The 18,642-nt window shown below is 61.9% G+C and carries 22 protein-coding genes and 1 tRNA gene; 14 read left to right on the top strand and 9 right to left on the bottom strand.

Annotation, left to right across the window (positions count from 1 at the left end; translation table 11 throughout):
* Positions 1–40: 40 nt before the first annotated feature.
* A complete protein-coding gene (locus AC2FNA_RS07965) occupies positions 41–1,183 on the top strand; it encodes an alpha-D-ribose 1-methylphosphonate 5-triphosphate diphosphatase (RefSeq protein ID WP_496825477.1) in 1,143 nt (380 codons plus the stop codon).
* 4 nt (positions 1,184–1,187) lie between these two features.
* On the opposite strand, the gene AC2FNA_RS07970 is transcribed toward AC2FNA_RS07965, so the two are convergent.
* Positions 1,188–1,601 carry an excalibur calcium-binding domain-containing protein gene (locus AC2FNA_RS07970; protein ID WP_496825478.1) on the bottom strand — a complete coding sequence of 138 codons (414 nt, stop codon included), beginning with the start codon at positions 1,599–1,601 and terminating at the stop codon, positions 1,188–1,190.
* 177 nt (positions 1,602–1,778) lie between these two features.
* Here AC2FNA_RS07970 and AC2FNA_RS07975 point away from each other — a divergent pair, with 177 nt between their 5' ends.
* Complete coding sequence (locus AC2FNA_RS07975) at positions 1,779–2,030, top strand: hypothetical protein (RefSeq protein ID WP_496825479.1); 252 nt, start codon at positions 1,779–1,781, stop codon at positions 2,028–2,030.
* Between the two features lie 59 nt (positions 2,031–2,089).
* On the opposite strand, the gene AC2FNA_RS07980 is transcribed toward AC2FNA_RS07975, so the two are convergent.
* From AC2FNA_RS07980 to AC2FNA_RS07990, 3 genes are all read right to left on the bottom strand, one after another.
* A tRNA-Arg gene (locus AC2FNA_RS07980) sits at positions 2,090–2,166 on the bottom strand.
* A gap of 35 nt (positions 2,167–2,201) precedes the next feature.
* Positions 2,202–2,678: a GNAT family N-acetyltransferase gene (locus AC2FNA_RS07985; protein WP_496825480.1), complete on the bottom strand. Its 477-nt coding sequence runs from the start codon at positions 2,676–2,678 to the stop codon at positions 2,202–2,204.
* A 7-nt stretch (positions 2,679–2,685) separates the two neighbouring features.
* Entirely contained in the window at positions 2,686–2,997 is a 312-nt protein-coding gene (locus tag AC2FNA_RS07990) for an ETC complex I subunit (RefSeq protein ID WP_234137369.1), read from the bottom strand.
* A gap of 220 nt (positions 2,998–3,217) precedes the next feature.
* Here AC2FNA_RS07990 and AC2FNA_RS07995 point away from each other — a divergent pair, with 220 nt between their 5' ends.
* Entirely contained in the window at positions 3,218–4,984 is a 1,767-nt protein-coding gene (locus AC2FNA_RS07995; RefSeq protein ID WP_496825481.1) for an adenylate/guanylate cyclase domain-containing protein, read from the top strand.
* A 101-nt stretch (positions 4,985–5,085) separates the two neighbouring features.
* Here AC2FNA_RS07995 and AC2FNA_RS08000 read toward each other — a convergent pair whose 3' ends face one another.
* The 3 genes from AC2FNA_RS08000 to AC2FNA_RS08010 all read right to left on the bottom strand — a co-directional run bounded on the left by AC2FNA_RS08000 (position 5,086) and on the right by AC2FNA_RS08010 (position 7,924).
* Entirely contained in the window at positions 5,086–5,292 is a 207-nt protein-coding gene (locus AC2FNA_RS08000) for a cold-shock protein (RefSeq protein ID WP_496825482.1), read from the bottom strand.
* A gap of 226 nt (positions 5,293–5,518) precedes the next feature.
* The gene (locus tag AC2FNA_RS08005; RefSeq protein ID WP_496825483.1) at positions 5,519–7,201 is read right to left on the bottom strand and encodes an adenylate/guanylate cyclase domain-containing protein; all 1,683 of its coding nucleotides are present in this window, start codon (positions 7,199–7,201) and stop codon (positions 5,519–5,521) included.
* A gap of 27 nt (positions 7,202–7,228) precedes the next feature.
* The gene (locus tag AC2FNA_RS08010) at positions 7,229–7,924 is read right to left on the bottom strand and encodes a glutathione S-transferase family protein (RefSeq protein ID WP_496825484.1); all 696 of its coding nucleotides are present in this window, start codon (positions 7,922–7,924) and stop codon (positions 7,229–7,231) included.
* A gap of 85 nt (positions 7,925–8,009) precedes the next feature.
* Here AC2FNA_RS08010 and AC2FNA_RS08015 point away from each other — a divergent pair, with 85 nt between their 5' ends.
* From AC2FNA_RS08015 to AC2FNA_RS08030, 4 genes are all read left to right on the top strand, one after another.
* Positions 8,010–8,501, top strand: a complete 492-nt coding sequence (locus tag AC2FNA_RS08015; RefSeq protein WP_496825485.1) for a MarR family winged helix-turn-helix transcriptional regulator — start codon at positions 8,010–8,012, stop codon at positions 8,499–8,501.
* A 43-nt stretch (positions 8,502–8,544) separates the two neighbouring features.
* Complete coding sequence (locus AC2FNA_RS08020) at positions 8,545–9,930, top strand: alpha/beta fold hydrolase (protein WP_496825486.1); 1,386 nt, start codon at positions 8,545–8,547, stop codon at positions 9,928–9,930.
* An 84-nt stretch (positions 9,931–10,014) separates the two neighbouring features.
* Positions 10,015–12,213 carry an excinuclease ABC subunit UvrB gene (gene uvrB, locus AC2FNA_RS08025; protein WP_496825487.1) on the top strand — a complete coding sequence of 733 codons (2,199 nt, stop codon included), beginning with the start codon at positions 10,015–10,017 and terminating at the stop codon, positions 12,211–12,213.
* A gap of 6 nt (positions 12,214–12,219) precedes the next feature.
* Positions 12,220–12,801 carry an AbiU2 domain-containing protein gene (locus AC2FNA_RS08030; protein ID WP_496825488.1) on the top strand — a complete coding sequence of 194 codons (582 nt, stop codon included), beginning with the start codon at positions 12,220–12,222 and terminating at the stop codon, positions 12,799–12,801.
* A gap of 232 nt (positions 12,802–13,033) precedes the next feature.
* Here AC2FNA_RS08030 and AC2FNA_RS08035 read toward each other — a convergent pair whose 3' ends face one another.
* Positions 13,034–13,681 carry a phage tail protein gene (locus AC2FNA_RS08035; protein ID WP_496825489.1) on the bottom strand — a complete coding sequence of 216 codons (648 nt, stop codon included), beginning with the start codon at positions 13,679–13,681 and terminating at the stop codon, positions 13,034–13,036.
* A 436-nt stretch (positions 13,682–14,117) separates the two neighbouring features.
* Here AC2FNA_RS08035 and rplB point away from each other — a divergent pair, with 436 nt between their 5' ends.
* The 6 genes from rplB (at position 14,118) to AC2FNA_RS08065 (ending at position 17,416) form a co-directional block, all read left to right on the top strand.
* Positions 14,118–14,960 carry a 50S ribosomal protein L2 gene (gene rplB / locus AC2FNA_RS08040; protein ID WP_496803067.1) on the top strand — a complete coding sequence of 281 codons (843 nt, stop codon included), beginning with the start codon at positions 14,118–14,120 and terminating at the stop codon, positions 14,958–14,960.
* Positions 14,961–14,963: 3 nt separating this feature from the next.
* Complete coding sequence (gene rpsS, locus AC2FNA_RS08045) at positions 14,964–15,242, top strand: 30S ribosomal protein S19 (RefSeq protein ID WP_093029006.1); 279 nt, start codon at positions 14,964–14,966, stop codon at positions 15,240–15,242.
* Positions 15,243–15,245: 3 nt separating this feature from the next.
* Positions 15,246–15,626: a 50S ribosomal protein L22 gene (gene rplV, locus AC2FNA_RS08050; RefSeq protein WP_234140484.1), complete on the top strand. Its 381-nt coding sequence runs from the start codon at positions 15,246–15,248 to the stop codon at positions 15,624–15,626.
* Positions 15,626–16,333 carry a 30S ribosomal protein S3 gene (rpsC, locus tag AC2FNA_RS08055; RefSeq protein ID WP_011046247.1) on the top strand — a complete coding sequence of 236 codons (708 nt, stop codon included), beginning with the start codon at positions 15,626–15,628 and terminating at the stop codon, positions 16,331–16,333. Before rplV ends, rpsC begins: the two co-directional genes overlap by 1 nt.
* A gap of 12 nt (positions 16,334–16,345) precedes the next feature.
* A complete protein-coding gene (rplP, locus tag AC2FNA_RS08060; protein ID WP_234140485.1) occupies positions 16,346–16,759 on the top strand; it encodes a 50S ribosomal protein L16 in 414 nt (137 codons plus the stop codon).
* 108 nt (positions 16,760–16,867) lie between these two features.
* Complete coding sequence (locus AC2FNA_RS08065; RefSeq protein ID WP_234167404.1) at positions 16,868–17,416, top strand: amino acid synthesis family protein; 549 nt, start codon at positions 16,868–16,870, stop codon at positions 17,414–17,416.
* Positions 17,417–17,504: 88 nt separating this feature from the next.
* Here AC2FNA_RS08065 and AC2FNA_RS08070 read toward each other — a convergent pair whose 3' ends face one another.
* On the bottom strand, positions 17,505–17,753 hold the full coding sequence (locus AC2FNA_RS08070; RefSeq protein WP_496825490.1) for a YjiS-like domain-containing protein: 249 nt from the start codon (positions 17,751–17,753) through the stop codon (positions 17,505–17,507).
* Positions 17,754–17,922: 169 nt separating this feature from the next.
* Here AC2FNA_RS08070 and AC2FNA_RS08075 point away from each other — a divergent pair, with 169 nt between their 5' ends.
* Positions 17,923–18,624: a winged helix-turn-helix transcriptional regulator gene (locus tag AC2FNA_RS08075; protein ID WP_496825491.1), complete on the top strand. Its 702-nt coding sequence runs from the start codon at positions 17,923–17,925 to the stop codon at positions 18,622–18,624.
* Positions 18,625–18,642: the final 18 nt, after the last annotated feature.

Here is an 18,642-nt window from a genome sequence, read left to right on the forward strand (position 1 = left end):
GTCGTGGCCTTCACCCATGCCCCAACCAGATGAAGTTCAGATGACAGATGAAATGATCCTTGCCAATGCCACGCTGGTTCTGCCCAGCGAGACCGTGACCGGCAGTCTGCGGGTGGTGAATGGAACCATCATCGAGATCGACCAGGGCGCGCGCGTGCCCGCAGGCGCCATTGATTGCGGCGGCGATATGCTGGCGCCGGGGCTGGTGGAATTGCATACCGACAATCTGGAGCGCCATATCCAGCCGCGCCCCAAGGTCGACTGGCCACATGCCGCCGCCATTCTGGCGCATGACGCGGAACTGGCAGGTACCGGCATCACCACGGTGTTCGATGCGATGCGGGTGGGCTCGATCCCCTCGGGCGCTGGGCGTTACCTGAAATACGCGCGCAGCCTGTCGCGCGAGCTGTGGCAACTGCGCGAGGCGGAGGCGCTGAAGATCAGCCATTTCCTGCATCTGCGGGCAGAGATCTGCTCGGAAACCCTGGCCGAGGAGTTGGACGAGTTCACGCCTGAAGACCGGGTCGGTCTCGTCTCGCTGATGGATCACACGCCGGGCCAGCGGCAGTTCCGCGACATGGCCAAGCTCGAAGCCTATATGAAGGGCAAGAACGCGATGGACGACGACACGTTCCTGCAACATGTCAGCCATCTGAAAATTCTGCGCGACCGCAATGGCGACCGGCACGAGGCCGAGACGGTCAAGGCCGCCGGGCGACTGGGTTCTGTGTTGGCAAGCCATGACGACACCACACCCGAACAGGTGGCGGTCTCGGCCGGTCACGGCATCCGGCTGGCCGAGTTTCCCACCACGATCGAGGCGGCCGAGGCCTGCCATGCACATGGGATAAAGGTGATCATGGGGGCGCCTAACCTGATCCGGGGGGGATCGCATTCCGGCAATGTGGCCGCGTCGGATCTGGCCGAACGCGGCCTGCTCGACATTCTCAGTTCTGACTATGTGCCATCGGCCCTGTTGCTGTCGGCGCTGCGTCTGGGAGAGTGCTGGGGCGACATGGCGCGCGGCCTGGCCACGGTGACGCGGGCACCGGCGCGTGCAGTCGGCTTGAATGATAGGGGCGAGATCGCGCCGGGGCTACGCGCCGATCTGATCCGGTTCCGCATGCGCGAAGGGGTGCCAGCGTTGCAATCGGTCTGGTCGCAGGGGCGCCGGGTAGCCTGAGCGTTCAGGGTCGGACAAATTTCGCCTGTCCGGGCGCGTGCTGCACAGGAACCTGAGCCTCCATGCTGGCCGCGGCCAGCGTGGTGCCGCAGGCGACACCGTCCAGATCCGCGTCGTTACGCAGGTGATAGCCAGGTTCGCCGCGCCGGGCCTCTGGCAGGCCCGCGAGGGCCGCGAATTCGCATCCGGCCAGCGCAGCGATATGGCGCAAGGCCAGTTCGGGCGGATAGGGGCTGGTACGAATGTAGACGCCAAGGGCCGTCGATCCCGCGATCACCGGCAGGCTGGCCAGCAACAACAGGATTCGCAGGGGCGACAGCGCCTTTGCACGGGTCCGTTCTGCCCGGCGCTGGCACCGGGTCTGCTTTTTCGAGACCTCGGGATAGAGCGCCTCTCGGATGGCTTGCAACTCGGTCATGGGTGGATCGTGACACCTGAATATGGCGGCGGCATGGCACGCGACGGCCGGGATCGGGGAGTTTCTATAAGTATCTGAAAATAATGAGATTAATAAACACTTCTCCCGTACTTGTGCCCTGCCTTGCGCCACCACATCTACCACCTGGTTTCAACCCATGCTCAAAGGAGCACCCCCATGCGCAGCCTTATCCTTGCTGCAACCCTGCTATCCGCCGCGATCCCTGTTCTGGCTGACGAGGTGACCGGTACCATCCTCGCCTTCGACCGGGTCGATGGCCTTATCGTTCTTGAGGACAAGACCATCTGGTCGCTGGAATTCGTTGACGAGATTCCAGAGGATCTGGCCGCTGGGGACGAAGTCCATATCGTTTTCGAAAGCGCGGGCGAGGACGGAATCACCAAAATCAACGCCATTCATCGCAAGTGAGAAACCTGTCCCGAAGCGGCCTTGCGCGCTTCGGGATACACATCCGCGCCAAAGAATGATGGCGATCCCACGAGGACTCGAACCCCGAACCTGCTGATTAGAAGTCAGCTGCTCTATCCAGTTGAGCTATGGGACCGCTTGGCGCCTGTTATGCCACGCAAACATGGGGGGTCAAGCGGCCCCGCGCAGATCGAGGGTCATGAAGGTGGACCAGGGATCCTCGGCATACCCTTCGAAGGGGCCGCATTCGGCGAAACCATAGGTTTCGTAAAGCCGCCGGGCCGGCAGGAAATCATCGGTCGATCCGGTCTCCAGATAGATGCCGGAGGCGCCTTGGTTGCGGGCATGGTCGAGCAGGAATTCGAGCATTGCGCGTCCCGCGCCCGTGCCGCGTGCCTCGGTCAGGGTGTGCATGGATTTCAGCTCCAGCGCGCCGTCCGACAGCGTTTTGAGCGCGCCCATACCAATCGCGGTGCCCGTCTGACGCAGCAGGAAAAACGCCACATCGGGGCTGTCCAGGCCACTGCCATCCAGCACATGACAGCTTTCCTCGGGCGATTGAGACGCCATCAACGCCACATGACGGGCGATCAGCGCCGCCGCCTCGGGCGCGGTTGGGCTGGCCTGCTCTATGGTGAATTCGGACAAAGTGCCCTCAGTGGGTCCAGGGGCCGCGCCGGTCGGTGGCGAAATTCTCGCCATAGCCGCGTGCGCGCAGGTTGGGCTTGCGCTTGTGCGGCTCAGTGACAGTAACTTCAATCCCATGAGACTTTGCGTAATCCAGCGCCTCTTCCTTGGTGTCGAACCGAAGCCGGACCTGGGACTGGGTGTCGCTGGAAGAGGTCCAACCCATCAGCGGATCGACCTCGCGTGCCGAACCGGGGGCGTATTCCAGAACCCATTTGCGGGTCTTGGCCATGCCCGAGGTCATGGCATTCCGGGCGGGCTGGTAGATCCGTGCGCGCATCATGTACTCCGTCGTCTTCGGCTGGTTCCTATATGCGCGCATCGACGGGCTCGGGCAAGGCCGATTTCCGCGACCGCTCGTCGCCTGATGCTGGGCGCCAACGCCTTGCACCGCGCCGAGAATGGCAGCTCGGACCCGACCCTCCTTCGGATAGATTTGCGCGAACCGTTTTTACGACAGCCAGCTAGACCGGCCCGATGATCTGCCTTACCAATCAAGCATGGACAATGAACGGGTATCCCGACGCCTTTCTGCCATTCTGGCCGCTGATATCGTCGGATATTCGCGGCTGATGGCCGAGGACGAATCCGCGACCCTGAACGCGCTGAACCGGCACCGGCGCGAGGTGTTCGACCCCTGCGTGTCCCGCCACAACGGCCGCATCGTCAAGTTGATGGGCGACGGTGCGCTTGTTGAATTCCTGAGCGTGTCCAATGCCGTGCAATGCGCCACCGAGATCCAGCGAACCATGGCCGACATGGACGACGCCGGGGGAATCTCCCTCAGGATCGGCGTCAACCTGGGCGACGTCATCCTTCAGGATGACGACATCTTTGGCGATGGCGTGAACGTTGCCAGTCGGCTGGAGCAGTTGGCACAGCCGGGCGGGGTTTGCGTCTCTTCGGTGGTGCAGGAAAGCGTTGGCGGTCGTCTTGGGATCACCTTTCAGGACGGCGGGCAGGTCTCGGTCAAGAACATCGACCGCGCCTTGCGCGTCTATCATTGGCATCCGCAGGATGCCCCGCCCCCGCCAAGGGGAACGGTAAAATCTGAAAAACCGCGCGAACCTGGCTATGCCATCGCGGTTCTGCCGCTGGACAACATGTCGGGCGACCCCGAGCAGGAGTATTTCTCGGACGGGATCAGCGAGGATATCATCACAGACCTGTCCAAGGTGTCGGGCCTGACGGTGATCGCCCGCAACTCCAGCTTTGCCTACAAGGGCAGGTCCATCGACCTGCGCATCGTCGGGCGCGAGCTGGGTGTCACCCATGTGCTGGAAGGCAGCGTCAGGCGCGCGGGCCAGCGCGTCCGCATCACAGCCCAGCTGATCGACACCAAAGACGGCAGCCATGTCTGGGCCGACCGCTACGACCGGGACCTGACCGATATTTTCGCAGTGCAGGACGAAGTGACGCTGGAAATCGTCAAGGCGCTGAAGGTTTCGCTATCCTCTCGCGAACGCGCGAATATCGCCGATGTCGGCACATCGAATATCGAGGCGCATGAAGACTACATGCGCATGCGCGGCTTCCTGTTCTTCCCCGGCATGAATGCCGAAGGCTGGCGCAAGGCCGTGGCCTATGGCGAGCGCGCGATTGCCCGCGATCCCGGCTATGCTGATGCCTACGGCATGCTGGCCCTCATGCACCTGCTGGACTACCACAACCGCTGGTCCGGCACGCCCTCGGAAGAGGCGATGCAAAAAGCGGACAGCCTCGTGCGGCGCAGCTTGGAGCTTGGCCCAGACAATATCTGGTCCAACAACGCCTATGCCGCCATCGCGCGCTGGCAAGGCAAACTGGACGAAGCGGTTCAGGCGTTGGACAGGGCGATGACCAAAAGCTCGGATTATGCGTTGGGCTGGTTCACAAGGGGTGAGATCGAGATTGCCCAGGGCAGGCTTGACGATGCGATCGAGCATCTCGAACGCGCGATCCGGCTGGATCCGTCGTTTCGGCACCAGTTCATGCAATTCCTTGCCATGGCCCATTTTCTCAAGGGCAGCTTCGAGACTGCGGCGCTGTTTCTGAAGGAACGGGTGTTCTTGGTAAAGGACACCGATATCGGGCGAGCCTGGCTGGCCTCGGCCCTTGGTCACCTGGGCGAGGGGAAAGAGGCCCGCCGCATCTGGCTGGAGATGCTGGAGATCAACCCGTCATTCGATATTCGGACCCGGCTGGCCCGGCTGACCCTGACCGACCCCGCCCACGAGCGGTTGGTTCTGCAAGGCCTGGAACTGGCGGGCCTTTCCGGGGACACTTGATCGCGCGGGGATCGGCCCGGCAAAGAAAAAAGCCCCCGCGTGGGGGCTTCCTCAGAAATTCGCGAAAACCACCGGCGCATGTGTCCGGTGGTTGAACTGGCTCAGGCCAGTTGCAGGTTGGTCGCGCTCTGGCGGCCGTCGCGGCCTTCTTCCAGGTCGAAGGTCACGGCTTGACCGTCATCCAGCGAACGAATGCCGGCGCGTTCAAGTGCGGTGATGTGCACGAACACGTCCTTGGAACCGCCCTCGGGCGCGATGAAGCCAAAGCCTTTAGTTGAGTTGAACCATTTCACAGTGCCATTGGCCATTGTGATGTCTCCATTATGTTTCGTTGCCCGCAGAATGCGACAACCCGGCCTGTCAGTTCGAAATCGAGGACTGTGGCCAAATTGGAGAACAGTAGGTCGAGATAGAAATACGTAGCACGTCTCACATGGTCCCTTGTGGCGCACAAATCAAGGGAATTCGCTTGAAGGCGCAAAAGAATCTCAGGGCGCTGCTGGTCCCCGGCGTTTTGTGGGGTGGAAAGCGGCCTCAGGTCTCCAGCCCATCCAATTGTCCCTGTGGGCTACGGACCGCGCTCGCCAGTGCCTCCGCCAGATGCTGATGTGACGCCGGCAGAACCGGGCAGCGAGAACAGATATTGGGTTGGGGCGCGAGGCTCGCCGCTCGCTGCAGCGCGTCCCTGGCTGCGTCCTCGTCGCCCGCGGCCCGCAGCGCTTGGCCGCGCAAGATATGCATCGCCCGGTCCTTGGGTCGGGTGTCGGCCGCCAGCCGTGCATCTTCTGCGGCCAGATCGTAGCGTCCGCCGCAGTAATAGGCTGCGGCCCGCAGGAAGCGCCGATAGGGGATCATCGGATTGTGAACCTGCCGTTGCAGCAACAGTCCGTACTTTTCTGCGGCCTTGTCGAAATCGCCTTCGGCCATCAGGATATGCGCCTCCAGTTCGTGGTTCTCCGAATAGGCCGGGTTCAGGTCGAGACTGCGTTGCAGATCGGCCCGGGCGCCTGCCACGTCAGACAGGCAATTGATCCGATAGAGGCCCCGGGTCCAGAACACATAGTCGCTCCCCGGGTTCTGTTCGATCGCGGTATCCAGGTCGTCGGCCAGCTGCGCCAGCAGTTCCGGGGGCAAGGTCCTGTAGCGCGCGGCATGGGTCATGATCTCGGCCTCGGCGCGCATCGCCAGGGACACGCCGTCGCGCGGGTTCATCCGGATCGCGCGTTTCATCAGCCGCAGACCGTCGATCCAGTCCTCGTAGGTCAGCCGGTAATAGGCATTGGCCGCCCGCGCCCTCAGCTCCGAGACGCTCAGCTCCTCTTCTGGGATATGGGCCAGGCGGTCACCATCAAAAGCGTTGGTCTGGATGCGCAGGTCGGCCTCGGCGCGCTCCAGCACAACGTCGCAGAAATCGAAGATGTCCGCCGTGTCCCGGTCATAGCTTTCGGACCAGACCGGTCGGCCTTCGGAGCGCAGGACCAGTGAAAGGCTCAGACGCCCGCGACCGCCCGCAACCCGTAGCCGGCTTCGCAGGTCGTAAGTGGCGTTTTCCACTGGCCTGTTGGCGGCGTCCAGAACCACGACACCCTGCCGCCGCGACATGCGGATCACCAACTGGTCGTGCAAATCGCCCGCCAGTGCTGCGGTTTCGGCATCCAGCGGGGCGTGTTCGATGGCGGCGACCGCGATCGAGGTGATCTGGTCCGGATCGGCCTTGCGCTGGTGCTTTGGCCGCCATTGGTACAGCCGAACCGGCTGGGCGATGTTCTTCAGCCGGAACGTTCCCGCATCCTTCAACCCGCTTGCGAGCGGGCCTGACAATTGCCGGAACAGATCCTCGGACACCATCAACCCGCCGGGGGGTGCCTCTGCCTCGATCCGCTGGGCGATATTGAGCCCCGATCCATAGAAATCCTCGCCGTCCGACACGATCTCGCCAATATGCGCACCGATACGAAGCTTCAGTTCGGTTTCGGTCTGAAGCTTTGCCTGAAGGCTCATGGCGCAGTCCACGCAGGCCGATACACTGGTGAAGGAAATGATCCACCCATCGCCAAGGCGTTTCAGAACGCGGCCCGCATGAGTTTCGACTGCGGGTTCCAGCAGCTCCAACCGAAGGCTGCGAACCGCCTCGATGGTCTGGTCCTGATCTGTTTCCATCATCGCGGAGTAGCCGACAATGTCGGCAAACATCAGGATGGCAAGCTGGCTGTGCATCGGCGCTCCCTGTTGCGTCGTTCAAGTCTATGGGATCGTGGCCTGCTGTAAAGCTTTCCCGTCCATGGACCGCGCCAAAGCGCCCAGATGCGAGTTCCGCGCTTGTAGAAACGCCAGCAACCGGGCTGGATAACCCTCGGGCGGGGCATCGCGCACCGACGGGCGCGCCGCCACCGCCGCGCGCCAGCGCGCCATGCCGGTGTGATCGGGCATCAGTCCAAACGCGCCCACCGTCTCGAACGTGTCGAGATAGCGGAACACCGTGCCCCAGACTCCGTCGATCATGTGAAACCGTTCGCCCGCGAAAAACGAACCTTGCACTTCGGGCGCCACCCGCGCCAGCCGGTCGCGCAGGGCCTGCCTACGGCTCTCGAAGGTCGCGGCATCGGGGGCGTTATAAAACCCCGCGATCTCGGCCAGCGTGGCCGAGCCATATTCGATCCATGCCCGGTGCCGCGCCTTTTCCAACGCGTCGTCAGGGTGCAGTGAACCGGGGGTGATCTCGTCCAGGTATTCGGCGATCACCTGGCTTTCGAACAGCACCCTGCCGTCGGTTTCCAGCACCGGCACCCGGCCCAGCGGCGACAGGGAGCGGAACCAGTCGGGCTTGTCCGACAGGTCGATATAGCTGCGGTTATGGGCAATGTCCTTTTCGCTCAGCACGATCACCGCGCGCTGCACATAGGGGCACAGGTGATGGCTGATCAGATGCAGGTCGGTCATGGGATCCTCATGTTAATGCAGGTGCATCTACCTGATCTGGGTATTCCTGCTTGAAAGTCAATGCACATGCATTTACTTTCTCCGCATGAGCAAACCCACTCCCGATCCCTTTGCCGTCTGGCTGCCGCTGGCCCGCGCCCACAAGGCGGTGCTCACCCATGTAGAGGCGGCGCTGAAATCGGCGGGCCTGCCGGGGCTCGACCGTTACGACATCCTGTGGGAGCTGGAACAGGCCGGGCCCGATGGCCTGCGCCCCTTCGAATTGCAGGGCCGGCTGCTGCTGCCGCAATATGGCGTGTCGCGGCTGGTCGACCGGCTGGCCCGCGCCGGGCACCTGACCCGCAGCGCTTGTGACGGGGACGGGCGCGGGCAGGTTCTGGTCCTGACGCCCGAAGGCGCGCGGGTGCGCACCGCCATGTGGGCCGTCTATTCCGCCGCCATGCACCAGGCCATCGGCGATCACCTCGCCCCGGGCGAGGCGCGCCGCTTGGCGGAACTGCTGAGCAAGCTCACCCACCCCGACGACGCGCCCACCGCGCACCAAGACACTGGACAGGCGGGCCAATCCGCGCCCTAATCCGAATTGGCGCAAGGGGGCGCCGGAGCGGGGAGCCGTCCACATGGCAAGACAGATCGTGGCCATACTCTCGCTTGACGTAGTGGGTTTCACTGCCCGTATGGCCGCGAACCCAGACACCACGATGGCCGAACTCAATCAGATCTTCGAGCAGGTCATCCGCCCAAGTGTGAAGATCGGCAATGGCCGCATCTTCAAGCTGATGGGCGATGGCGCGCTGGTGCGTTTCGGTACCGCGACCGAGGCGATTGCTACTGCGCACGCAATTCAAAAGGCGATGCTGGGCAAGCCGGTGCAACTGCGCGCCGGTGTGCATGTGGGCGACGTCACCATCAATGGCGAGGACGTATTCGGCGACGCGGTCAACATCGCGTCGCGGCTTCAGACCGCCGCCCCGCCCGGTGGCTGCCTCGTCAGCCGCGTGACACGCCAGATCGCGGGCGGCACCGTCGGCATTCCTCTGAAATCCGAAGGCGCGATGAGCCTCAAAGGTCTCTACGCCCCGCTCGAGGTCCTCTCGCTCGACCTGTCGGGTGCGGATGACCAAGCTGAACGCGCCCGACAGTCGGCGCGGCAGGTGATCCGCTTTACCACCTCGCAGGACGGCACCCGCATCGCCTGGACCGAAACCGGCAAGGGCCGGACGGTGGTCAAGGCGCCCAACTGGGTGCAGCATCTGGAATACGACTGGACGCAGAACCCGATGGATGGATGGCTACCACACCTGAGCAGCCACTATCGGTTGATCCGCTGCGACGGGCGCAACAACGGCTTGTCGGACCGGGGCGTTCAGGATGTGTCGTTCGACCGCTTTGTCGACGATCTGAAAGCGATGTTCGACGCAGCGGGCCTGGAACGGGCGCCTGTATTTGGCGTATCGCTGGGGGCGGCGGTAGCCGCGGCCTTTGCCGCCCGACATCCCGACCGGGTGTCCGGGCTGGTGCTGATGAGCGGTTTCGTCAAGGGGTTGGGCAAACGCAACCGGCCGCAGGATCTGGCGCTGGGGCATGCGATGATGGACCTGTCCCGGGACAGCTGGGACGACGGGTATCCCTCGGGCAGGCACCTCTTTGCCCAGGCCTTTTTTCCCGAGTCCAGCCCACAGGATCAGGACAGGTACGCCCGTTTCATCAAGATGGCGATGACTCACGAAGATTACCTGCGTGTGGGCACTTCCGTCGATGTGGTCGATATCGAGCCGCTTTTGCCCGACATTCGCTGCCCCGCGCTGGTGCTGCATTCCGACCGTGAGCGGCTGCATTTCAGGGATCAGGGCCAGCGTCTGGCCGCCGGTATCCGCAACGCGCGCTTTGTCAGCCTCGACACCGCCAACAACACCATGCCCGATTACGACCCCGAATGGCCCAAGGCGCTGCGCGAGATCGAGGATTTTCTCTCTACCATTTCCGACGAGACCGCGCCCGGCTGATGCCAGTTTCCGGCATCAGCCCGCTGCACCCCCTTGAACCGGAACAAAAACAGACCAAGATCGGGGGCGAAAGGAATCCCCCCGATGCCCTATGCCCATTCCGACAAGTCCGAGGCGCTGATGCATGCCCCCGCGCCCGAGGTAAAGGCGCGCCCCAAGCTCGAAGGCGGCCGCCGCTTTGTCATGCAGACCGAGTTCCAGCCGGCGGGCGACCAGCCCACCGCCATCGCGGAACTGTCCCAGGGCGTCAACGAGGGCGAGCGCAACCAGGTTCTCTTGGGCGCCACCGGTACGGGCAAGACCTTCACCATGGCCAAGGTGATCGAAGAGACCCAGCGCCCCGCCATCATCCTTGCCCCCAACAAGACGCTGGCGGCGCAATTATACGGCGAATTCAAGGGCTTCTTTCCCGATAACGCGGTCGAATATTTCGTCAGCTATTACGACTATTACCAGCCCGAAGCCTATGTGGCGCGTTCTGACACCTACATAGAAAAGGAAAGCCAGATCAATGAACAGATCGACCGCATGCGCCACTCGGCCACGCGGGCGCTGCTCGAACGCGACGATGTGATCATCGTCGCCTCGGTCTCGTGCATCTACGGTATCGGCTCCGTCGAGACCTATGGCGCCATGACCCAGGACCTCAAGGTTGGCGGCGAATACGACCAGCGCCACATCATCGCCGATCTCGTCTCCCAGCAATACCGCCGCAACGATCAGGCGTTCCAGCGTGGCAGCTTCCGCGTGCGCGGCGACAGTCTGGAAATCTGGCCCGCCCACCTCGAAGACCGCGCCTGGAAGCTCTCCTTCTTCGGCGAGGAACTGGAGGCGATCACCGAGTTCGACCCGCTCACAGGCCAGAAAACCGACACGTTCGACCAGATCCGCGTCTACGCCAACTCGCACTACGTCACGCCGAAACCGACGATGCAGCAGGCCATCATCGGCATCAAGAAAGAGCTGCGCCAGCGGCTCGACCAGCTGGTGGGTGAGGGCAAGCTGCTGGAGGCGCAACGCCTCGAACAACGCACCAATTTCGATCTGGAAATGCTCGAGGCCACCGGCGTCTGCAACGGGATCGAGAACTATTCCCGCTACCTGACCGGGCGCGCACCGGGTGAACCGCCACCGACGCTGTTCGAATTCATCCCCGACCATGCCATTGTTTTCGCGGACGAATCCCACGTCTCGGTCCCCCAGATCGGCGGCATGTACCGGGGCGACTACCGGCGCAAGTTCACGCTCGCCGAACACGGCTTCCGCCTGCCCAGCTGCATGGACAACCGACCGCTCAAGTTCGAGGAATGGGATGCCATGCGCCCGCAATCGGTCTTTGTCTCGGCCACGCCCGCGTCCTGGGAGATGGAGCAATCGGGCGGCGTCTTCACCGAACAGGTGATCCGCCCCACCGGCCTTTTGGACCCGCAGGTCGAAATCCGCCCCGTCAGCATGCAGGTCGACGACCTGCTGGACGAGGTGCGCAAGGTGGCCGCCAACGGCTATCGTACCCTTGTCACCACGCTCACCAAACGCATGGCCGAGGACCTGACCGAATACCTGCACGAACAGGGCATCCGCGTCCGCTACATGCATTCCGACATCGACACGATCGAACGGATCGAGATCCTGCGCGACCTGCGCCTGGGCGCCTTTGACGTGCTGGTCGGCATCAACCTCTTGCGCGAGGGGCTGGATATCCCCGAATGCGGCCTCGTCGCCATTCTCGACGCCGACAAGGAAGGGTTCCTGCGCTCGGAAACCTCGCTGATCCAGACCATCGGCCGCGCCGCCCGCAACGCCGATGGCCGCGTCATCATGTATGCCGACCGCATCACCGGCAGCATGGAGCGCGCGCTGGCCGAAACCGACCGCCGCCGCGCCAAGCAGATCGCCTACAATCAGGAACACGGCATCACCCCCGCCACGGTGAAAAAGAATGTCGAGGACGTGCTGGCCGGCCTCTACAAGGGCGACACCGACATGAACCGGGTGACGGCGAAGATCGATAAGCCACTGCACGGCGGCAATCTCGAGGCGGTGCTGGACGGACTACGCGCCGACATGCGCAAGGCCGCCGAGAACCTGGAATTCGAAGAGGCCGCGCGTCTACGGGATGAGATCAAGCGGCTGGAAGCAGTAGACCTCGCCATCGCCGACGACCCCATGGCCCGGCAATGGGCGGTCGAGAAAGCCTCGGAAGAGGCGGTGAAGTCCAAGGGACGGAGTACGGCCGGACGGCCGGGGCAGCGGGGTGGGAATGTGAAGAGGCGGGGGCGGTAGAAGCAAATGGGCGAGGAAGAGCTCTTTCGGAGTCGTTTGTCCTTCTTGACCCAATTCGTTTCTGACGTCGAACGTCAGCTTGGCGTGCTTGAGGCATTCGAAGAAGTTGTAGGTGAGACACACGATGAGACTTTAAAGGCCATTCTTCTTACCGTAATTCCTGCTATCAAAGATCGGCTGATTTTGTGTGCTGCTCAGTTGCTTGACGAGAAATCTGGCACGAATCTTCGTAAGCTTCTCTCGCACTACAGGGAGCAAAAAGAGAGAATTCGTCACTTGGGTGACCCTATAGCAGATACGCGGTTAGACTATCTAATCAGTGCTGATTCACTGGCACATCAAAAGGTTCGCGTTTTGCGGGACAAGGCTCTCGCCCATCTGGACCGAAAGTTTACTGATGATCCAGAGGCATTTCTCCTTTCGGTTGGGCTTTCTTTTGAAAAAGAGATTTTTGATGTCGTGAACCACGCACAGGCGGTGTTGGCCGAGCTATCATTGGCTGTCGATAAAACTGCGAGGGTTTCAGTCGGGAAACTGTTTTGGGCTTCGACTGTTGAACATTTCAGGCGGGCCGGAAAACTCCGTTAGCCATCAGAACAAGCGTGGGGAAGGTAGCTCTGCTTGCCATCCCGTTGATTATTCCGAACCAAATCTCCACGTAGGGTGGGCAGTCCTGCCCATCCTACGTTACTCGCCAAACCCGCCTTCGGTCGGGGCACCTAACCATTGCGCATCGGCACAATCGGGCGGTGTTGCCTTCGGAGCGAGCGGGCCGGGGCAGGGCGGTCTGTCCTGCCCCGGTCAATCGCAGGGGGCAGGATCAGTTCCGCGATGGGTAGATGCCGATCAGGGCGATGCAGTATTTCATGCCAAGTGACGGCTGGTGGTTTTCCTGCGGCAGACCCTGACCGGCGCTCAGAACTGTCGTGGTGACACCGGTGGTCGCGGCTCCGTTTGCCATGACCTCGTCGGGTTGCGCCGTGTTGTAGGTCGCGGCGGGGGTCGTGCCCAGAACCGCGTTGCCGGGCTCCTGTATATTGGCATCGTCACTGCTCACATGGATCGAGGTCGATGCATTGCTGGTGGCCAGGTGGGTGTGCGGCGCCATCGTCGCGATGGTTTGGGTGGTGGTGGGTTGGCCAAGTCGTTCACCCTGTGTGATGGGCTGCAAGCCGGGGCCGGTGCCGACACCGATGGCGACGCGCCCGCGCAGATCGGGCAGAGCGAATGTGGTGCGTCCGTCACCGCCGTACATAGTGCCCAGCAACGAGAACAGCGTAGTGTTGGACGAGATGGGCAGCAGTGCCCCGTTTGCCTCGGCCCAGCCGCGCGGGCAGAAATTGAAACCGGCAAGCATCAGCTCACCGACAAACGGCTCGGCCCCGGCGCGCGCCTGCGATGCGGGAGCGATCAGGCCCAAAGAAAGGGCCGCAGCGGCCGCGAATGTGGTAAATGCAGTCTTCGACATCTCAATCCTCCAGAAATTTTGGCGCGCTCACAGGGGCACGCGCCACCACTTTGAGGGAGAATCCGTCATCGCGATGCAACCTAGATCACATAGAACGCAGTTATTTTCCAAAAATGTATGATCTTGGGTGTCAAGATGAGATTAAGCGCAGACAAAAAAGGGTGTCGGTTCACAACACGCAAGGCTTGCTTTCGCGTGAACTCGGCGAACGGGGTGACCGCGCAGCGCCCGCCGACCCGGTACGGCTTTGTCCTGTTCCGCTATGGACAATGGGGATCGTCCTTGCTAAGTGCCACCAATCTTGCGCCCTGGGATTCGTCCCGGGGCTCGTGATTTTTGCAGCCGGGGACCTTCGGGGCCCTATACCACGGGCACCTACGGGGGCCTCAATACATAGGCGGGGCAACCCGCCGTTGCTAAACGGAAGACAGAAAGCATGGCACTCAAGTCGTATAAGCCGACGACGCCGGGCCAGCGCGGGCTGGTGCTGATCGACCGTTCGGAGCTTTGGAAAGGACGTCCGGTCAAGTCTCTCACCGAGGGTTTGACCAAGTCGGGCGGCCGGAACAACACCGGACGGATCACCTCGCGTCGCCGCGGTGGTGGGGCGAAACGCCTCTACCGGATCGTTGACTTCAAACGGAACAAATTCGATGTGGCAGCCACCGTCGAGCGGATCGAGTACGACCCGAACCGGACCGCATTCATCGCACTGATCAAATACGAAGACGGCGAGCAGGCCTATATCCTGGCCGCACAGCGTCTGGCGGTCGGTGACAAGGTCGTGGCATCCGCCAAGGCCGACATCAAGCCCGGTAACGCGATGCCCTTCTCGGGCATGCCGATCGGTACCATCGTGCACAACATCGAGATGAAGCCCGGCAAGGGCGGTCAGATCGCACGTGCAGCCGGCACCTACGCCCAGTTCGTGGGCCGCGATGGTGGCTACGCTCAGATCCGCCTGAGCTCGGGTGAACTGCGCATGGTGCGTCAGGAATGCATGGCCACCGTCGGTGCCGTGTCGAACCCCGACAACAGCAACCAGAACTACGGCAAGGCCGGCCGTATGCGCCACAAGGGCATCCGTCCGTCGGTCCGCGGTGTTGCAATGAACCCGATCGACCACCCCCATGGTGGTGGTGAGGGCCGCACCTCGGGTGGCCGTACGCCGGTGACCCCGTGGGGCAAGGACACCAAGGGTACCCGTACCCGCAACAAGAACAAAGCGTCGCAAAAGCTGATCATTCGCTCGCGTCACGCCAAGAAGAAAGGGCGTTAAGCAATGTCTCGCTCTGTTTGGAAAGGTCCTTTCGTCGATGCTTATGTCCTTAAAAAGGCAGCAGCAGCGCGCGAGTCGGGCCGCAACGAAGTCATCAAGATCTGGTCGCGCCGGTCCACCATCCTGCCCCAGTTCGTGGGTCTGACCTTTGGTGTGTACAATGGCCAGAAGCACATCCCCGTCAACGTCTCCGAAGACATGATCGGTCAGAAGTTCGGTGAATACTCGCCGACCCGGACCTATTACGGTCACGCGGCTGACAAAAAAGCGAAGCGGAAGTAAGTCATGGGCAAGGAAAAGAACCCCCGCCGCGTGGCCGAAAACGAAGCAATGGCGAAAACCCGCATGCTTCGCACCAGCCCGCAGAAACTGAACCTGGTTGCAGCGATGATCCGCGGCAAGAAAGTTGGACAGGCCCTGACCGACCTGACTTTCTCGAACAAGCGGATCGCGCAGGACGTGAAGAAATGCCTTCAGTCCGCCATCGCCAATGCCGAAAACAACCACAACCTGGACGTGGACGAGCTGATCGTTGCCGAAGCATGGGTTGGCAAGAACCTGGTCATGAAACGCGGCCGCCCGCGGGCCCGTGGCCGGTTCGGCAAGATCATGAAGCCGTTCTCGGAGCTCACCATCAAGGTGCGTCAAGTTGAGGAGCAAGCCTAATGGGACATAAAGTCAATCCGATCGGCATGCGTCTTCAGGTCAACCGCACCTGGGACAGCCGCTGGTACGCAGATACCAAGGACTATGGCAATCTGCTGCTTGAAGACCTCGCAATCCGCGAGTTCATCAAGGAAGAGTGCAAGCAGGCCGGTGTCGCCCGTGTGATCATCGAGCGTCCGCACAAGAAGTGCCGCGTGACGATCCACACCGCGCGTCCGGGCGTGATTATCGGCAAGAAAGGCGCCGATATCGAGACCCTGCGCAAGAAGCTGGCGAACATGACCGACAGCGAGCTGCACCTGAACATCGTCGAAGTGCGCAAGCCCGAGATGGATGCTCAGCTGGTCGCCGAGTCGATCGCACAGCAGCTGGAACGCCGCGTGTCCTTCCGCCGTGCGATGAAGCGCGCGGTGCAAAACTCGATGCGGATGGGTGCCCTGGGCATCCGTGTGAACGTCGCCGGCCGTCTGGGCGGTGCCGAGATCGCACGGACCGAGTGGTATCGCGAGGGCCGCGTGCCCCTGCACACCCTGCGCGCCGACATCGATTATGCTCTGGCCGAGGCCTCGACCCCTTACGGGATCATCGGGATCAAGGTCTGGATCTTCAAAGGCGAGATCCTCGAGCATGATCCGCAGGCGCGTGACCGCAAGGCACAGGAACTCCAGGACGGTCCGGCCCCGCGTGGCGCCGGTGGCCGCCGCTAAGGAGGATTAGAGATGCTGCAACCAAAGCGCACTAAATTCCGCAAGATGTTCAAGGGCCGTATCCACGGTCTGGCAAAAGGCGGAAGCGACCTGAACTTCGGCACCTATGGTCTGAAGGCTCTGGAGCCCGAGCGGGTTACCGCCCGCCAGATCGAAGCCGCACGTCGTGCCATGACGCGTCACATGAAACGTCAGGGCCGCGTCTGGATCCGGATCTTCCCGGATACGCCGGTGACCTCGAAGCCGACCGAAGTCCGTATGGGTAAAGGTAAGGGTTCGGTGGATTACTGGGCCTGCAAGGTCAAGCCCGGTCGCGTGATGTTCGAGATCGATGGCGTCAATGACGACATCGCCCGCGAGGCCCTGCGCCTGGCCGCGATGAAGCTGCCGATCAAGACCCGCGTCGTGGTCCGCGAAGACTGGTAATCCCGGTCCTTCGACAAGACATTGAAACCCCCGCCGGGACACCGGCGGGGGTTTTCCTTTTTTGGTATCCATCGTAGAATTTGTGCATTCCGTGTCCGGAGGTAACCCTTGGCGCAGCCCCGCAAGACCGTTTTTCAACGTGAAATCATTACTGCGGATGCATTCGGTGAACCTTGCCATCCCGTGACCCGGGTGGCTGTCATGGTCGCGTTTCGCAATCCGCTGGCGGGTCGGTTCTTTCGTGACCTCTCGCCCCTGTTCGAGATCGGTCGCGAATTGGGCGAAGCTCTGGCACGGCAAGCCATCGCCGAATTGGGCAATCCCCCGATTTCCTACGGCAAGGCCGCGATTGTCGGAGCAAATGGCGACATGGAACAGGGCGGGGCGGTTGTGCATCCCAAACTGGGTGCGCCGATGCGCGTGGCAGCGGGTGGCGGGGCGGCGGTGATCCCTTCCAATGTAAAACTGGGCGGACCGGGCACAACGATTGACCTGCCGCTGGGTCACAAGGACAACCCCTGGTCCTTTGATCATTTCGACACGATGACCCTGGTCATGGCGGATGCACCGGGCCCGGACGAGATTGTCATGTGCCTGGCCTATGCTGACGGCGGACGCCCGATCCCCCGCTGCGGCAAGGGTCCGGTCCAGACCTGAACAGGCAAAGGGTGGAAAGTGGTGCGCCAAACCATAAGGAGACCCGCCGATTTCCCGACGGGCGCTTTTTTGTTCAGTGCTGTGCATTCTACCAGTTGCCGGACTGGCGAAGCCTCGTCTGCTCAATCTGGTCAACTCCGCCAGTATCTCGTGCAATCGACATGACATCATCGCGTGTCAGCCCGATGTCGCGCAATCCGCGGTCCGATAGCAGGGACAAAGTGGCCATCGCCTGCCAGCGGAGCAATAGCCCTTGGGCGATCAAACGGAACCGATTTATGGAAAGGGCATTGTGAAGTCGGGTCTGCTCGGTTGCGGCATGTGCGAGGGAGATCATCTGTCGTAGTCCTTGTTCGGGGTTCATCTGACGACAGGGTGCCACCTCAATCATGGTGCGGGGCAGTGTAGGAAGTGAACCAGAACCGGTACAGCTTCTGTACTGGAGCGAAATCCCGGGCCCGGATAGACTGTCACATACCCTACAGACCAGAAGATGGAGGTACGAGATGACGACCAAACCGTTTGGTCTCTTTTGCCCGACTTCCAAGGCTTGCGAAGTCCTCAATCCCCGTTGGACCATTCAGATCCTCGGAGAGCTCTCCACCGGTTCGACCCGTTTCAACGATATCAAGCGCGGCCTACCGGGAATCTCGCCGACTCTGCTGGCCAAACGCCTGAAAGAGATGCAACTGAATGGACTTGTCGAACGGATCGATGACCCAGCCAGCGGGGTCATAGACTATATCCGTACCGAGAAGGCCGTCGAACTGGACCCGATCCTTGAAGGTCTCGCGCGATGGGCGCAGCGCAATGTAACTGTCGATGTGGCGCTCGAAGACCGTGATGCGGATGTCCTGATGTGGACCCTTCGAAACCGGATCGTGGTCGATGCGCTGCCGCCGGGCCGGACAGTTGTCCGTTTCAACTTTTCGGACGCAACCTCGCCTGCGTCGACCTATTGGCTGGTCGTTCGTCCGGGTGTTCCGGTGGAACTTTGTGCTGCGGACCCCGGCTTTGACGTGGATTTGTTCATCGAGACGGGTGTGTCCGTGATGACCGGCATCTATCTTGGCCGGATGTCTTACGGTCGCGAGATCGACAGCGGGAGGTTTTTCATGTCAGGAGACAAACGACTGGAAAAGACGATCGGGAGATGGCTCAGACTAAGCATGTACGCCGGGGTCGAGGGTCTGGCTCGGGCCGTTTGACATCGAATATTGCTGTCG

The sequence above is a fragment of the Ruegeria sp. YKSD163 genome, from assembly GCF_059612905.1.

What these genes read in the sequence shown, in the direction of transcription:
- AC2FNA_RS08020 (WP_496825486.1), top strand. Translation starts at nt 8,545, where the DNA reads ATGGCAAGACAGATCGTGGCCATACTCTCGCTTGACGTAGTGGGTTTC.
- AC2FNA_RS07995 (WP_496825481.1), top strand. Translation starts at nt 3,218, where the DNA reads ATGGACAATGAACGGGTATCCCGACGCCTTTCTGCCATTCTGGCCGCT.
- AC2FNA_RS08010 (WP_496825484.1), bottom strand. Translation starts at nt 7,924, where the DNA reads ATGACCGACCTGCATCTGATCAGCCATCACCTGTGCCCCTATGTGCAG.
- AC2FNA_RS08075 (WP_496825491.1), top strand. Translation starts at nt 17,923, where the DNA reads ATGACGACCAAACCGTTTGGTCTCTTTTGCCCGACTTCCAAGGCTTGC.
- rpsS (WP_093029006.1), top strand. Translation starts at nt 14,964, where the DNA reads ATGTCTCGCTCTGTTTGGAAAGGTCCTTTCGTCGATGCTTATGTCCTT.
- AC2FNA_RS08000 (WP_496825482.1), bottom strand. Translation starts at nt 5,292, where the DNA reads ATGGCCAATGGCACTGTGAAATGGTTCAACTCAACTAAAGGCTTTGGC.
- rpsC (WP_011046247.1), top strand. Translation starts at nt 15,626, where the DNA reads ATGGGACATAAAGTCAATCCGATCGGCATGCGTCTTCAGGTCAACCGC.
- rplV (WP_234140484.1), top strand. Translation starts at nt 15,246, where the DNA reads ATGGGCAAGGAAAAGAACCCCCGCCGCGTGGCCGAAAACGAAGCAATG.
- AC2FNA_RS08035 (WP_496825489.1), bottom strand. Translation starts at nt 13,681, where the DNA reads ATGTCGAAGACTGCATTTACCACATTCGCGGCCGCTGCGGCCCTTTCT.
- AC2FNA_RS07970 (WP_496825478.1), bottom strand. Translation starts at nt 1,601, where the DNA reads ATGACCGAGTTGCAAGCCATCCGAGAGGCGCTCTATCCCGAGGTCTCG.
- AC2FNA_RS07990 (WP_234137369.1), bottom strand. Translation starts at nt 2,997, where the DNA reads ATGCGCGCACGGATCTACCAGCCCGCCCGGAATGCCATGACCTCGGGC.
- rplB (WP_496803067.1), top strand. Translation starts at nt 14,118, where the DNA reads ATGGCACTCAAGTCGTATAAGCCGACGACGCCGGGCCAGCGCGGGCTG.
- AC2FNA_RS08005 (WP_496825483.1), bottom strand. Translation starts at nt 7,201, where the DNA reads ATGCACAGCCAGCTTGCCATCCTGATGTTTGCCGACATTGTCGGCTAC.
- uvrB (WP_496825487.1), top strand. Translation starts at nt 10,015, where the DNA reads ATGCCCTATGCCCATTCCGACAAGTCCGAGGCGCTGATGCATGCCCCC.
- AC2FNA_RS08070 (WP_496825490.1), bottom strand. Translation starts at nt 17,753, where the DNA reads ATGATCTCCCTCGCACATGCCGCAACCGAGCAGACCCGACTTCACAAT.
- AC2FNA_RS08030 (WP_496825488.1), top strand. Translation starts at nt 12,220, where the DNA reads ATGGGCGAGGAAGAGCTCTTTCGGAGTCGTTTGTCCTTCTTGACCCAA.
- AC2FNA_RS07965 (WP_496825477.1), top strand. Translation starts at nt 41, where the DNA reads ATGACAGATGAAATGATCCTTGCCAATGCCACGCTGGTTCTGCCCAGC.
- AC2FNA_RS07975 (WP_496825479.1), top strand. Translation starts at nt 1,779, where the DNA reads ATGCGCAGCCTTATCCTTGCTGCAACCCTGCTATCCGCCGCGATCCCT.
- rplP (WP_234140485.1), top strand. Translation starts at nt 16,346, where the DNA reads ATGCTGCAACCAAAGCGCACTAAATTCCGCAAGATGTTCAAGGGCCGT.
- AC2FNA_RS08015 (WP_496825485.1), top strand. Translation starts at nt 8,010, where the DNA reads ATGAGCAAACCCACTCCCGATCCCTTTGCCGTCTGGCTGCCGCTGGCC.